We start from the raw sequence: 13,650 nt of genomic DNA, 5'->3' as shown, positions 1-13,650 counted from the left end.
AAAAAGCGCCCGGTTGCATGCCGGGCGCTTTTTTTGTTCGCGGAACCGAGGTTTGCGTCAATCGCCGGACTTGGCGAGCTTGCTGCGTTCCTTGGCAATGTCTGCGCGGCATTCCTGCGCATCCGAGGCCTTCAGGCGGGTGTAGGGACGGAAGGCGTCGAGCTGGGCAGCAATGGCCTCCTGCGTGACCTGCATCGACTGCAGGGTGTCGCAGATGCGCGAGGCGTGGACCAGAAGAGCATCGGTGCGTTTTTTCACGGCGGCGTCGATGCGGTCCGGGTGGCCGTCGGCCAGATTGCTGAACACATCGCCGATCGTGCCGCCGGCCATGTCGGCGCCGGCTTTGCCGACTTCGATGGCCTGGTGGCCGACCCGTTCGGCATCCTGGTAGTAGGTGCGCAGCAATCGCCGCTGACTGGCGTCGACGGCGATGGTCCGCCCGCCGATGCGAAGGTCGCCGTTGGCGGTGACGATGGCGTCGGGGGCATCGTCAGCGTGGATCGTGACCTGGTCGTCCTGCAGCACGATGTTGCCGTGTGAAACATTGATGTAGGTGTGATGGTTGCGCCCGCAGGCGGCCAGCGCGAAGGTCGCCGCAAGTGCGGAGGCGACTAGGAAGATACGTGGCGTGGTCATGGCTTGAGTCTCCGTGCAAGGGCGCCCGGACCTGCGGTCCGGACGCAAGCATGTTGATCGTCAGGAGTCGTCGCGGCGTCCGCGGAACCAGATGGCCGCCGCGATCATGGCCGCGCCGATCACGGCGCCGATGATGAAGTCCGCGCGAGCCAGTTGGCTCCATGCATTGCCGACGCCGACGAACTTGTCGAAATGGTCGCTGAGGTTGAAGCCCTGCATGTTCACGTGGGTCATTTCCTGGCTTTCGACCCAGCCGTTGGGGAACACGCTGAACAGCGAGCGCACCACGATGTTCTTCCAGAACCAGCCGTTGGAGACGTTCAGCAGTCCCATCGCGTTGAACCAGCTGACGATGATGCCGGCGCCGACGGGAACGGCCAGTGCCCACAGGAACGGTTTGCTCTTGGCCCATGCCGAGCAGAGCAGCAGCCAGCCGACCGCGGGCAGGGCCCAGATCAGGTTGACCGGGATGAGGGCGACCATGGTGGCCAGCGTGCGGAAGGGATGTGCGTAGCCGAGCAGGGTCCAGAGGTGCACGCCGTGGAACATCGCGACGAGCATGACGATGAGCAGCATGGCTACCGCACCGAGCAGGCCGCAAATGGTCGCGATCACCGGTGCCACCACGGTGGCGCTGATCACTTTCGACAGCACGGTGTCACGGTCGGAAATCGGCAGCGACTTCCAGAACAGGATGCTGCGGTCGCGACGATCGTCGTACAGCGCGCCGAGGCAGTAGAAGAACACCACGATGCCGAGCACGATGCCGATCAGATAGCCGGACGACATCATTGCCAAGTCGATGCCGACGCCGATGTTGGCCATGTTCTTGGCATCCATGCTCTGCACCAGCTGATTGATGTTCATGCCGCTGATGCTGATGCCGCGCTGAGCCGCGAACACCTCGAAGGTGATGATGCCCATGATGTTCAGGATCAGGAACACCCCTGTGGTGACCACCGGCGCCCAGAAGAAACTTCCTCGGTTCTCCCAGAATTCGCGCTTGATGAGCCAGTAGAAGGTCTTCATGCGTAGGTTCCTTTCATGGTGGCGACGAACAGGTCGCTGACCGAAGGCCGGCGGGTTTCGCCGAGCGCTTCCAGTTGTGCGCGTTCGATGCCGTCGAACAGGAAGATGTTCTTGCCGAATACGTTGCGCTCGTCCAGCGGCTGCAGCTGGCGTGCGGCGTCGGCCTTGTCCGGATTGACCATCACTTCGATGAAGCGCTCGCCCATGCTATCCATGTCGGTATCCAACACGACTTTGCCGTCGCGGATGAACATGAGGTCGGTGAGGATGTGCTCGATCTCCTCGACCTGGTGCGTGGTCACGAGAATGGTCTTGTCCTCGTCGAAGTAGTCCTCCAGCAGGCTCTGGTAGAACTGCTTGCGGTACAGGATGTCCAGGCCCAGCGTCGGCTCGTCGAGCACCAGCAGCTTGGCGTCGATGGCCATGACGAGCGCCAGGTGCAACTGCACGATCATGCCCTTGGACAGTTGCTTGACCTTGTGCTGCGGCTGCAGCTTGGTGCGGGCGAGGAAATGTTCGCAGCGTGCGCGGTCGAAGCGCGGATGGATCGCTTCGACGAAATCGATGGCCTGGGCGACACGGATCCAGCGCGGCAGTACCGCGACGTCGGCGATGAAGCACACGTCGCGCATCAGGTCCTCACGCGACTTGCGCGGGTCCTTGCCCAGCACGGTCAACGAGCCTTCGAAGTCGGTCAGGCCGAGGATGGCCTTGAGTGCTGTGGTCTTGCCGGCGCCGTTGGGGCCGATCAGGCCGATGATGCGCCCGGACTGAATGCTGAAATCGACCTCGTCCAGCGCAAGCGTGCTGCTGTAGCGCTTGGTGAGCCTGACGGCTTCGATTGCGGCGCTCATGAAGCATTCTCCTTGTTGTCGTCGGCAGCCTTCATCAGCTGCTCCAGGGTGAGTCCCAGCCGCTGCATGCGGGCATGGATGGCGGGCCATTCCTCGCGCAGGAAACGATCCCGCTCCGAGCCCAGCAGTGCCTTGCGTGCGCCCTCGGTCACGAACATTCCCAGTCCGCGACGTTTTTCGACCAAATCCTCGTCCACCAGCTCCTGATAGGCCTTCGATACCGTCAACGGATTGATCTGGTAGTCGGCGGCCACTTGGCGCACCGAGGGCAGGGCGTCGCCCTCGGCCAGCGCACCGTCCAGGATCATCGCCACTACGCGTGCGCGCAGCTGGCGATAGATCGGGACGTTGTCGTTCCAGGTGATGGTCATGCCTTATTCCTTGATCAGGGTGTGCAGATTCGAGGCAAACGAGTAGTAGGGCATGGACAGTTGCGAACCGATGCGCAGCGCGCTGCTTTCCAGCGACGACAGACCGGCGTCGGCCTTCACGCCATGGTCGAACGATGCATCGAGCGAACCGACTGTATCGCGCGGCAGGGCAGAGGCATAGACGACGACCGGAGCCAGTTCGGTGGCGGCGGCATGGTTCAGTGCGGCGGCGGCCGCGGACTTGGCGTACGTGACGGGCGTATTCGCGCTGGTGCGGAAGACGGTGACCGTGGAAACCAGGATGGCGACGGACGCGACGGCGGCGATGGTCTTGCGAGTGCTCATGACGGCCTCCTTGGTGGCCTAGGTGACTGGTGTTGTAGTGAACTATAACACCAAGATCGAGATCGTCAACTATGACCTGTGGCCTAGGCCTCGCTTGAGCGGGCGAAAACGGCTCTGAAATGCGATTTCTATCGCACAAAGAGCGTGGCGGGTCGGCCGTTCAGCCAGGCTTCTGCCGGTGTCCAACAGGCTGGCCTCAGGCATAAATTGCGGTTGTACCGTCACTTTCCGGTGCGGTTTGCTGCCTGCCCGCATTCACCGGAACGAGGGAGATCACATGAAAATGAAGAAACTGATGGTTGCGCTGTGTGCCGCATCGCTGATGTTCGCGGGTGCCGCGCTGGCCGATCCTCCGGGACATGCCGGTCGTGGCCATGGTCGCGGTCACGGAAATCCGCATGCCGGCAAGCACGGCTATGGGCGCCTGCATCACGATCGCGGCCGCAAGGAAGGCTGGTATCACAAGGGGGGGCGTGTGCCGGAGATGTATCGTTCGAGGCGCTACGTCATTACCGACTGGCGTGCGCACCACTTGCATGCGCCGCCGCCCGGCTATCGTTGGCAGCGCAGTGACAATGGCGATTTCCTGCTGGTTGCGATCACGACTGGCGTGATTCTGAACATCATCGCCAATCAGTGACACGGGAGCCGGCCGATCTACGCATGGACATTTTCGATGAAGCCGGCCGCGGCTCCATGCGGCCGGCTTCATTTGTGCTCGGCCGGGCCGTCGCGTGCGATGCGGGCCAGGCGAAAAAAGATCGAGCCGAATCTCGCGCATCTCTTGAATGGCGTCGAAGCGCCTATATACTTGAGTCTGCCAGCACGCAGTTTTCCCCGGGGGTGTCATGGCTTCGACGGGGGTAGTGCGATGGCTTGGTGCATGCCGAGGGGGCAGCTTTCCTCGTTAATCCAGCCGCAAAACATATAATTGCCAACGATAGCAATTACGCTCTCGCCGCTTAAGGCGTAAGCCCCGAACCAGTCTGTGCCCGTGCGGGCCGGTGTAGGGTCATCCACGCGGGACCGCCTTCGGATTGTTGCCTGTCGGTCCGAGGTCAAATCAAGCAGGCTGGTTCTGCGGTGCGCTTTGCACACCGTGCTGCCGCAGAACGAGACGCAACGGTGAGCTAAGCATGTAGATCCGGGCGTCAAACGCCTTCGGACGCGGGTTCGACTCCCGCCACCTCCACCAAAACCGATCGGCCGATCATGGAATCCTCCATGATCGGCCGATGTCTTTATTGCGTCGGGTGTGGACGGGAATCAGCGATTACGCGCGTTCATGACGCGCTGCTTTTCGCGGTTCCAGTCACGTTCCTTCTCGGTCTCGCGCTTGTCGTGCGCCTTCTTGCCCTTGGCCAGGCCGATCTCCACCTTGACCTTGTTCTGCTTCCAGTACATCGCGGTGGGAATCAGCGTGTAGCCCTTGCGCTCGACCGCACCGATGAGTTCGTCGATCTCGCGACGGTTCAGCAGCAGCTTGCGTGTGCGCCGGTCGTTGGCAATCACGTGGGTCGAGGCCGATATCAGCGCGGGAATCGAGGTGCCGAACAGATAGATCTCGCGGTCCTTGATGATGGCGTAGCTGTCGCCGAAGTTGATGCGGCCCGCGCGCAGCGCCTTCACTTCCCAGCCCTGCAGGGCGATGCCGGCTTCGTAGCGGCGGTCGATGTGGTATTCGTGGCGTGCGCGCTTGTTCAGCGCGATGGTGCTGCCGCCTTTCGACGATGCCTTGTCCTTGTTCTTGGCCATGTTCGCTAGACTGTGTGCTTGTCAGCCGCCGCGTGCGGCGTCCGAAATGAATTGAGGAATCCGTGGTCCAGATCCGCCGAAGCGCCATCGTGCGTTACACGCCTGAACAGATGTTCGACCTGGTCAATGATGTCGAAGCATACCCAAAGCGCTTTTCCTGGTGTGTGGGGGCGACCCTGCTCGAACGCCAGGGCGACACTCTCGTGGCGCGCCTGGATCTGCGCTTTGCCGGGTTGCGTCATGGTTTCACCACGCGCAATCGCGGTCATCGTCCGGCGCGGTTGGACATGGAGCTCGTCGATGGTCCGTTCCGCAAGCTGGACGGTGTCTGGACGTTCACGCCCATGGGTGACGCCGGTTGCAAGGTTGCTTTGGAGCTGGATTTCGAATTCTCCTCGCGGCTGGGTGCTGCGGCCTTGCGTATCGGCTTCCAGAGCCTGGCCAACCGCATGGTCGACGATTTCTGTGCGGAGGCTAAGCGCGCGTATGGCTGACGATATGACCGTGCAGGTGGTGCATGCTTGGCCGGGCGGTACCTATTTCCGTGAACTCTGCTTGCACGAGGGCGCCACGGTGGCCGAAGCGCTTGCTGCCTGCGATCTGGCGCAGGCGTGCCCGCATCTGGATGTGTCGATGGCGCCGGTCGGTATCTTCAGTCGCAAGGTCGGTCGCGATCACAGCTTGCGCGATGGTGATCGTGTGGAAATCTATCGTCCGTTGCAGATGGATCCGATGCAGGCCCGGCGGCGCCGGGCCGATCGAGGAGGCTAGGGCGTCACTCGCCGGAATCGTCGCCGTGATTCTTGTCGCCCTTGGCGCTCTTGCCCGAGACTTCGACGTGGTATTTCTTGGCCTGATCGAGCAGCTCCTGCTCCTTGCTGGCGTTCTGGCCATAGTAGGTGCCTTCGGTACGTGCGAGCACGCCGTATTCGAAGTAGAGCGAGAGCTTGTGCTCCACGGTCTTCTTGCCGCGCATCTTGGTGGTCTGGATGTAATCCCAGCGATCATGGTCGAAAGGCGAGCTGATCGCGGGGGTGCCCAGCAGCACCATGACCTGTCGCTTGGTCATGCCGGGTTTCAGCTGGTCCATGACCTTCTTCTCGATCAGGTTCCCCTGCTGAATGGTCGGTTTGTAGACCAGGCCGCAGCCCGCCATGAGGACGGCCAAGCCTGCGAGAAGCAGTGGCAGAAAGAGCTTGCGCATGTCGCGAAAATCCGGTTTGGTCCAAAGGGTCGATGATACACTACGCGTAGATAGACAAGGCGTTCAAATGCGCCCCGGGAACCCCGCATGGATCAGGAAACGCAAGAACTTCGCAAGGCCGGCCTGAAGGTCACTCACCCGCGCATGCGCATCCTGCATCTTTTCGAGGAATCCCCGCAGCGCCACCTGACCGCCGAAGACATCTATCGCCGCCTGCTCGACAGCCAGGAAGACATCGGTCTGGCTACGGTGTATCGCGTACTCACGCAGTTCGAGGCTGCCGGTATTCTGATCAAGCACAACTTCGAGGGCGGGCAGGCCGTCTTCGAGCTCGATCGCGGCCAGCATCACGACCACATGATCGATGTAGACAGCGGCAAGGTCATTGAGTTCGTCAGTGACGAGATCGAGAAGCTGCAGCACGAGATTGCCGAGCGTCACGGTTACGAGATCCAGGACCACAGCCTGGTGCTCTACGTGCGACCGAAGTCCGACCAGAAGAAATAACCTGCCGTTCTCGAGATCGAGACAGCGTTGCGCCGCGGAGCAGGCGAGCTCGCGCGGTTCGATATGCCGGAAAATAAAAGGCCGCGGAAGAACTCCTTGTTCTTCGCGCGGCTCGAGCCGGGAGCGACCCGGCGGCGCGTCACTGCGCATTCCGGATGATCCATCTCCGGAAGACCCGATTCCCTTCGGGCCGTTGAACCAACCGTCCCCACGATTGGCTCGGATCGCCGCTAGGCGGCGACTCCCCCACAACGTTGGGATGAAGCTTAGCCACGTTAACGACGGATGAATATTGGAAAATTTCCTACACGTTAAGAGGGTGAGGAAAATCCAATAAAAGCAAATGCTTGCCTTGCGATTTCGCAGGCTTTCAATGCTCGCGGCCACTCGCAGGAAGCAGGATGCGCAAGCGGGTTCCGTTTTCACTGATGTGGATGCGCAGGATTCCGCCCAGCGCCGCGACACGATCGCGCATGCTCTGCAATCCATGACCGCTGCGGCGACCGCTGCCGGTGTGGTCGCCGCCGAGTCCGACGCCGTCGTCGCGCATATCCAGCGCGACCATGCGGCGTCCATTGCGTCGGCCGCTCAGCACGCGCAGGACGAATCGGCTGGCCATGGCGTGACGTACGGTGTTGGTGGCCGCTTCCTGGACCACGCGATAGACCGTGATGCGGGTGTCTTCGTCCAGGTCCTGCAGGTTGCCGCGCAGGTGCAGCTGGTAGTCCACGCCGGCGGTTTTCAGCAGGTCGCGCACGGGACCTTCCTCCAGCGCGCGGGCCAGGCCGAATTCGTCCAGTACCGTCGGGCGCAGGCTGTTCAGCAGTCGTCGCACCGCGGCGCGCATGTGTGCGAGGATGTCATTGATCGAGGTGGCGACGTCCGACAGTCCGGCCTCGCGCAGTCGGGTCTGAGCCAGTTTCACGCGGGTCTGGATCGCGGTCAGGTTCTGGCCGAGTTCGTCATGCAGCTCGGCGGCGACATAACGCCGTTGCTGTTCCTCGGTGCGCAGATTGCGACGCGCGACCTCGCTGAGCTGCCGGGCCAGTTGATCCAGCCGGCGATTGGCGCCCTCCAGGCGGGCATTCTGGATCGACAGGCGGCGACTGCTTCGGCGCAGGGCGTCCGAGGCGGCACCCAGCACCAGTGCGCCGGTTCCGGCCACGGCCAGGAACAGCAACGACTCGGTGGACGGAAACTGGTTCAAGTCGACGCGGGTGAACGCCATCATGCCGCCATTGATGAGCACCATGGCAAAGATGGCTCCGCGCCAGCCATTGCGGAAGGCGAACAGCAGTACCGGGACCAGCGCGAGAATGCGGGCGAAGCTGGGCAGGGGTTGCGAGCTCTTCAGCATCACCAGCAGCAGGATCATGGTGGGCAGCAGCACGAACAGCGCTTCGAGCAACGTGCGGGCGATCTCCTGGCGTTCGGGCGGTTCTCGCACCGCCATGATCATGATCGGCACGACGAGCAGGCTGCCCAGGTACTCGCGCAGCAATTCGCTGCCGATCACGCTGCCCAGGCTCTGCAAGGCCATCTGTGCATGGATGACATTGCTGAGCGTGCAGCAGAGCAGGGTATTGACGAACGCGGTGATCAGCGCCGCGGCCAGCATGCGGGCCACATCCTCGGGGGTGCGCAGGGTGGCCTTCAGGCCGAAACGTCGCAGGATGGCGATGCAGACGCCGACAACCAGCACGGCGGCTGCATCGTTGGTGATGAATGCGTGCAGCCAGGCCGCGTCTTCAGCGGACCCGACGCGGAAAAGAAGGTGGGCAGCCCATTCTCCGGCAATCAGCCACGGCCAGTAGCGCGGGCGTGCCAGCAACAGCGCACCGAAACGCAGGCCGGGTGAAATCATCCACTGCGGCGCGACATAGTTGAGCAGCACGAGCCAGGCGGCGAAGTACAATAAGCCGACCAGTGGTCCGCGGCTCCAGATTGGCGAGGAGAGACGCATCAATCGAACAGTTTACATGCGGGCAGGTGTTACGCCACGCTCCCCGCTCTCATGGATTAGAGGGTAGAGTCACGGCATGTATCGCATTGTTCTGGTCGACGACCACGCCATTGTTCGCGAAGGCTTCAAGAGCCTGATCGAAATCGAGCCGGATCTCGAAGTCACGGCCGAGTGCTGCAATGCCGACGAGGCGGTCGAAGCCGTCTCGCGCGCGGCGCCGGATCTTATCGCACTGGACCTGTCGCTGCCCGACGCGAGCGGTCTACCACTGGTCGAGCATCTGCTCAGCATCGCGCCGAAGACGCGTGTGGTGATTCTGAGCATGCACGACAGTGAGCCCTATGTGTCCGAAGCGCTTCGCCGCGGTGCCAGCGGATATGTCACCAAGGGGGCGGCGCCGGAAGAGCTGGTCGCCGGCCTGCGTGCGGTGATGCAGGGCAAGCAGTACATCAGTTCCGACGTGGCGCGGCGTCGTTCCACGCAATCCCGAGAAGAGGCCGATCCGCTGGTGCGTCTGACCGCGCGCGAACGCGAGGTGTTTCTATTGCTGGCCGAAGGCAAGACGCCGAAACAGGCGGCTGCCGCATTGGGCATCGGTCAGAAGACCGTCTACATTCATCGGGCCAGTCTGATGAGCAAGCTTGGCGCCGGTTCAGAGCTGGACCTGTATCGTCTGGCCATCGAGCGTGGCTACTTGAAGGCCTGAGCCACGTAGACATATAGAAGAAACGGAGGTGTGTGTGCATGATCAAGCAGATGACTGGTCTTCCCGCGGGTGTGGTGGGCTTCAGCGCGCACGGGGAAGTGACGGCGGACGATTACGAGAACGTCATTGTGCCCGACCTCGAGGCGATGTTCGCACTGCGCGACAAGGTGCGCCTGCTCTACCACTTCGCCGACGACTTCACCGGCTTTGAAACGCGTGCGATGTGGGACGACGCCAAGCTCGGGCTGCGTCATTTCAGCGGTTTCGAGCGGGTTGCGATCGTGGGCGATATTGGCTGGATCGCGCAGACGGTACCGGCGATCAGCGCCCTGTTTCCCGGCGAGTTCCGCAGTTTTCCGGGCAGTGAGCTTCCGGCCGCGCGCGCATGGCTGCTCGAAGGCGTCGCCGGCGACTGAAAGCCGCAGCGGCATTTGCTATCCTCGGCGCCTTTGCCCGGCATGGCGTCGGGCGATGCATTCGTACGGAACATCATCATGATCGAGATCAATCCGATCCTTGCGCAGATCGCGGACCTCAAGAGCCGCGTCGACGCGCTCAGGGGGTTTCTTTGACTACCCGGGCAAGCGTGAACGTCTAGAGGAAGTCACCCGCGAACTGGAAGATCCCACGGTGTGGGACGATCCGTCGCGTGCGCAGGATCTGGGCCGCGAACGCGCCCGCCTGGAACAAATCGTCACCGGTATCGACAGTCTGACCGCCGGGCTTTCCGATGCCGGCGAATTGCTGGAACTGGCCGCCGACGATGGCGACGAGGACACGGTGAATTCCGTGCAGAAGGATGTCGACGGGCTGGCGCGCCGTGTCGATAAACTGGAGTTCCAGCGCATGTTCTCCGGCGAGATGGACGCCAATAATGCGTTCGTCGATATCCAGGCCGGCGCCGGCGGCACCGAGGCGCAGGACTGGGCCGAGATGCTGCTGCGCATGTACCTGCGCTGGTGCGAGCACCGCGGCTGGAAGACCGAGCTGCTGGAAGTCTCCGGCGGCGAAGTGGCGGGCATCAAATCGGCCACGCTGCGGGTCGAAGGCGACTACGCCTACGGTTGGCTGAAGACCGAGATCGGCGTGCATCGCCTGGTGCGCAAGAGTCCGTTCGACTCGGACAATCGTCGCCACACCAGCTTCACCTCGGTGTTCGTTTCGCCCGAGGTCGACGACAGCATCGACATCGACATCAATCCGGCCGACCTGAAGACCGACGTGTACCGTTCTTCCGGTGCCGGTGGTCAGCACGTCAACAAGACCGAGTCCGCCGTGCGTATCACGCACATACCCAGCGGCGTGGTCGTGGCCTGTCAGACCGAACGCAGCCAGCACGCCAACCGTGATCGTGCGATGAAGATGCTGGCCGCGAAGCTGTACGAACTGGAGATCCAGAAGCGCAATGCCGAGAAGGATGCGCTGGAAGCGACCAAGTCCGACATCGGATGGGGCAGCCAGATCCGCAACTACGTGCTGGACCAGTCGCGTATCAAGGATCTGCGCACCGGTATCGAGCGCAGCGACACGCAGAAGGTGCTGGACGGCGATCTGGATGAATTCGTCGAGGGTGCGCTGAAGTCCGGTCTCGAAGCTGGCGCCAAACGCGCCGACGCCAACGCCTGATCCAAATGAAACAGCCGCTCCGTTTCCGGAGCGGCTGTCTGTTCGCGTGTATCGCGCGGAAGTCCTACTTCGGCGTCGACAGATCGGGCCGGTGCATATAGATCGCCATGCTGCGTTTATGGATCGCCATGGCGAAATCGTGCCACAGTGCTTTCGCGGCCGTCTCCGATCCCAGCGACTTGGCCACGACCTTCATCAGGTTCGGGTTCGGCTCTTCCATGTCGGCATAGTTTTTCATCGGCATGACCACGCTCATGCCCTCCTTGCCGCCGATGGTGTATTCGATACCGTAGCTGTGCGGCCACTTCTCGTCGGTCACCGCCTTGTGGATCTTGCTCAGCACGTTCTTGACGGTATCCCGGCTGCCGGGCTTGAAGTGATAGCTGTAGACCGCGAAATAGCGGTATCCCTCGTCCGACATCCAGTGGCTGCGCTTGGTGTCATAGGCGGAAAAGTAGTGCTCCTCGTGTTTGACGTATGGCGCCACGTCTTCCATGTACTGCGGTCCGGCCTTGTGCTCCATGGCCCACTTGCTGTTGGCGTCGAAGTCGGCCCAGGTGTGGTTCTCGGAACGGATCACATAGTGATCCAGGTCGGAACCGACGACAGGCTGGTAGATGTCCCAACGCGTGTTTTCGCCCTGATCCTTGCGCCAGGCGGCGTATTTCTTGATGGCGGCTTCGAACGCTTGTTCATCGCCACGCTTGACCCACAGAATCCATTCGGAGGTGATGTTGCGGTGGCTCGCGTCGTCCTTCTTCTCGTCGGCGGCGAAGGCGGAGGCTGACGCGAAGGCGGCGACAAGAGCCAGCAGCGCGGTCAGCAGGGTGGTGTGGTAACGGAATTTCATCGTGCTTTCTCCTCGGTAGGGGATACCGGGTGTCGCGTCGATGTTCTGCGGCCCCATCGCTCTAGGCTTGCTCGACGTATCTCGTGCCGCAATGCGGTAAACGGTCTATATCCAACCGATAGGTCGTTTTCAGGGGTGATCATGACCTCGCAAGGCTTTGTGATGCGCGGCCGCTCGCATACACTGCGCAGTTCCACTTGGTACAGGCTCCCCCGATGACGGCAACACACGGTTCCGGCGAAGCACCGGCAGAATCCTTGGCAGCGGCGCAGGCCGAGGCCGGCGACAACAAGTTGATCGCCGAGCGTCGCGAGAAACTGCGTGCCTTGCGCGAGCAGGGCGTGGCGTTTCCCAATGATTTCCGTCCGGATGCCTTTGCCGGCGACCTGCAGGCCGAGTACGCCGACGCCGAAGCCTGGCCCGCCGAGACCATCGAGGCGCAGGCGCGCCGCGTGAAGGTGGCCGGCCGCATCATGCTCAAGCGCGTGCAGGGCAAGGTCAGCTTCGTCCAGTTGCAGGACTTCACCGCGCGCATTCAGCTGTTCATCCACAAGGGCACGCTGGGTGACGACACCTACGACGCCTTCAAGGGCTGGGACACCGGCGACATCATCGGCGCCGAGGGTGTGCTGATGCGCACCCGGACCGGCGAGCTGTCGATCAGGGTCGATGCGCTGAAGCTGCTGACCAAGAACCTGCGTCCGCTGCCGGACAAGTTCCACGGTCTGGCCGACGTCGAGCGCCGCTACCGTCAGCGCTACACCGACCTGATCGTCACCGCCGAGGCGCGCGAGACCTTCCGCAAGCGCTCGCGCATCATCGGCCGTCTCCGCCAGTGGCTGGAGGACGAGCCGCGCCGCTTCATGGAAGTGGAGACGCCGATGATGCACGTCATCCCCGGCGGCGCCACGGCGCGTCCGTTCGTCACCCACCACAACGCGCTGGACATGCAGCTGTACCTGCGCGTGGCGCCGGAGCTGTATCTGAAGCGTCTGGTCGTCGGCGGCTTCGACCGCGTCTACGAGATCAACCGCAACTTCCGCAACGAGGGCGTGTCCACGCGGCACAATCCCGAGTTCACCATGCTGGAGCTGTACCAGGCCTACGCCAGCTACCACGAGGTGATGGACCTGACCGAGGCCATGATCCGCGATGCCGCGCAACATGTGCTCGGCACCACACAGGTGACCTGGGACGGTCAGGACATTGACCTGGGGCCGGCGTTCCGCCGCTGGCGCATGGACCAGGCCGTGCTCGAGGCCAACCCGGAGATCAAGCCGGAAGACATCCGCGACCGCGAAGCCATGGCCGCGCATGCCGAGCGTCTGGGCGTGCCGGTCAAGCCGTCCTATGGCTGGGGCAAGATTCTGCTGGAGATTTTCGAGAAGACAGTCGAGGGCGACCTGATCCAGCCGACCTTCATCACCGACCACCCGGTCGAGGTCTCGCCGCTGGCGCGCGAGAACGACACCGACAAGGGCATGACCGACCGCTTCGAGCTGTTCATCGGCGGCAAGGAAATCGCCAACGGCTTCTCCGAGCTCAACGATCCCGAGGATCAGGCCGCGCGCTTCCGTGCCCAGGTCGAGGCCAAGGATGCGGGTGACGACGAAGCCATGCACTTCGACGCCGACTACATCCGCGCGTTGGAAGTCGGCCTGCCCCCGACCGGTGGGCTGGGCGTCGGCATCGACCGTCTGGTCATGCTGCTGACCGATTCGGCATCGATCCGCGATGTGCTGCTGTTCCCGTACATGCGGCCCGAAGCCTGAGCGCATTCCTGGCTTGACCGAGCCGCTGCTGC

Annotated in this window: 17 protein-coding genes and 1 other RNA gene; 9 read left to right on the top strand and 9 right to left on the bottom strand. The window is 62.5% G+C overall.

The window, feature by feature from the left end; genetic code table 11:
- Positions 1-57 precede the first annotated feature (57 nt).
- Genes HF690_RS00615 through HF690_RS00595 form a run of 5 tightly spaced genes read right to left on the bottom strand, consistent with a single transcriptional unit; the run spans position 58 to position 3,235 of the window.
- Positions 58-636 (bottom strand): DUF2884 family protein, encoded by a 579-nt coding sequence (locus tag HF690_RS00615; protein WP_168608096.1) that lies wholly within the window; start codon positions 634-636, stop codon positions 58-60.
- 60 nt (positions 637-696) lie between these two features.
- Complete coding sequence (locus tag HF690_RS00610) at positions 697-1,665, bottom strand: ABC-2 transporter permease (protein WP_168608095.1); 969 nt, start codon at positions 1,663-1,665, stop codon at positions 697-699.
- Complete coding sequence (locus HF690_RS00605; protein WP_168608094.1) at positions 1,662-2,519, bottom strand: ABC transporter ATP-binding protein; 858 nt, start codon at positions 2,517-2,519, stop codon at positions 1,662-1,664. The genes HF690_RS00610 and HF690_RS00605 overlap by 4 nt, the downstream gene beginning before the upstream one ends.
- Positions 2,516-2,890, bottom strand: a complete 375-nt coding sequence (locus tag HF690_RS00600; RefSeq protein WP_113064990.1) for a GntR family transcriptional regulator — start codon at positions 2,888-2,890, stop codon at positions 2,516-2,518. The genes HF690_RS00605 and HF690_RS00600 overlap by 4 nt, the downstream gene beginning before the upstream one ends.
- 3 nt (positions 2,891-2,893) lie before the next feature.
- Positions 2,894-3,235 (bottom strand): hypothetical protein, encoded by a 342-nt coding sequence (locus HF690_RS00595; protein ID WP_113064989.1) that lies wholly within the window; start codon positions 3,233-3,235, stop codon positions 2,894-2,896.
- Positions 3,236-3,512: 277 nt separating this feature from the next.
- Between HF690_RS00595 and HF690_RS00590 the strand changes: the two genes are divergently transcribed.
- Together HF690_RS00590 and ssrA are read left to right on the top strand one after the other, a co-directional pair.
- On the top strand, positions 3,513-3,875 hold the full coding sequence (locus HF690_RS00590) for an RcnB family protein (protein WP_240151513.1): 363 nt from the start codon (positions 3,513-3,515) through the stop codon (positions 3,873-3,875).
- 199 nt (positions 3,876-4,074) lie between these two features.
- Positions 4,075-4,430: a transfer-messenger RNA gene (gene ssrA / locus HF690_RS00585) on the top strand.
- Between the two features lie 71 nt (positions 4,431-4,501).
- Here ssrA and smpB read toward each other — a convergent pair.
- Complete coding sequence (gene smpB / locus HF690_RS00580) at positions 4,502-4,990, bottom strand: SsrA-binding protein SmpB (protein WP_113064987.1); 489 nt, start codon at positions 4,988-4,990, stop codon at positions 4,502-4,504.
- 62 nt (positions 4,991-5,052) lie between these two features.
- Here smpB and HF690_RS00575 point away from each other — a divergent pair, with 62 nt between their 5' ends.
- Both HF690_RS00575 and HF690_RS00570 read left to right on the top strand, forming a co-directional pair.
- Positions 5,053-5,484, top strand: coding sequence for a type II toxin-antitoxin system RatA family toxin (locus HF690_RS00575; RefSeq protein ID WP_113064986.1), 432 nt, complete (start codon positions 5,053-5,055; stop codon positions 5,482-5,484).
- Positions 5,477-5,761: an RnfH family protein gene (locus HF690_RS00570; RefSeq protein WP_113064985.1), complete on the top strand. Its 285-nt coding sequence runs from the start codon at positions 5,477-5,479 to the stop codon at positions 5,759-5,761. Before HF690_RS00575 ends, HF690_RS00570 begins: the two co-directional genes overlap by 8 nt.
- A gap of 4 nt (positions 5,762-5,765) precedes the next feature.
- Here the strand turns inward: HF690_RS00570 and HF690_RS00565 are convergent, their stop codons facing one another.
- Complete coding sequence (locus HF690_RS00565; protein ID WP_113064984.1) at positions 5,766-6,194, bottom strand: outer membrane protein assembly factor BamE; 429 nt, start codon at positions 6,192-6,194, stop codon at positions 5,766-5,768.
- An 87-nt stretch (positions 6,195-6,281) separates the two neighbouring features.
- On the opposite strand from HF690_RS00565, the gene fur reads away from it, so the two are divergent.
- The gene (gene fur / locus HF690_RS00560; protein ID WP_113064983.1) at positions 6,282-6,701 is read left to right on the top strand and encodes a ferric iron uptake transcriptional regulator; all 420 of its coding nucleotides are present in this window, start codon (positions 6,282-6,284) and stop codon (positions 6,699-6,701) included.
- Positions 6,702-7,071: 370 nt separating this feature from the next.
- Here fur and HF690_RS00555 read toward each other — a convergent pair whose 3' ends face one another.
- Positions 7,072-8,664: an MASE1 domain-containing sensor histidine kinase gene (locus HF690_RS00555; protein ID WP_113064982.1), complete on the bottom strand. Its 1,593-nt coding sequence runs from the start codon at positions 8,662-8,664 to the stop codon at positions 7,072-7,074.
- 76 nt (positions 8,665-8,740) lie between these two features.
- Here HF690_RS00555 and HF690_RS00550 point away from each other — a divergent pair, with 76 nt between their 5' ends.
- The 3 genes from HF690_RS00550 to prfB all read left to right on the top strand — a co-directional run bounded on the left by HF690_RS00550 (position 8,741) and on the right by prfB (position 10,996).
- Positions 8,741-9,370, top strand: coding sequence for a response regulator transcription factor (locus tag HF690_RS00550; protein ID WP_168608093.1), 630 nt, complete (start codon positions 8,741-8,743; stop codon positions 9,368-9,370).
- A 38-nt stretch (positions 9,371-9,408) separates the two neighbouring features.
- Positions 9,409-9,786: a SpoIIAA family protein gene (locus tag HF690_RS00545; protein WP_168608092.1), complete on the top strand. Its 378-nt coding sequence runs from the start codon at positions 9,409-9,411 to the stop codon at positions 9,784-9,786.
- Between the two features lie 78 nt (positions 9,787-9,864).
- Positions 9,865-10,996 (top strand): peptide chain release factor 2 gene (prfB, locus tag HF690_RS00540; protein ID WP_168608091.1). Its coding sequence is split into 2 segments (ribosomal slippage): positions 9,865-9,939 and positions 9,941-10,996, totalling 1,131 coding nucleotides; the frame shifts between segments, so codons are not numbered across the junction.
- 64 nt (positions 10,997-11,060) lie between these two features.
- Here the strand turns inward: prfB and HF690_RS00535 are convergent.
- The gene (locus tag HF690_RS00535; protein WP_168608090.1) at positions 11,061-11,846 is read right to left on the bottom strand and encodes a hypothetical protein; all 786 of its coding nucleotides are present in this window, start codon (positions 11,844-11,846) and stop codon (positions 11,061-11,063) included.
- Between the two features lie 215 nt (positions 11,847-12,061).
- On the opposite strand from HF690_RS00535, the gene lysS reads away from it, so the two are divergent.
- The gene (gene lysS / locus HF690_RS00530; RefSeq protein WP_168608089.1) at positions 12,062-13,618 is read left to right on the top strand and encodes a lysine--tRNA ligase; all 1,557 of its coding nucleotides are present in this window, start codon (positions 12,062-12,064) and stop codon (positions 13,616-13,618) included.
- Positions 13,619-13,650: the final 32 nt, after the last annotated feature.

Source organism: Oleiagrimonas citrea (assembly GCF_012395255.1).
GTDB lineage: Bacteria > Pseudomonadota > Gammaproteobacteria > Xanthomonadales > Rhodanobacteraceae > Oleiagrimonas > Oleiagrimonas citrea.
Note: the sequence above shows the minus strand (reverse complement) of the source record. Positions and strands in the feature narration are given on the sequence as shown.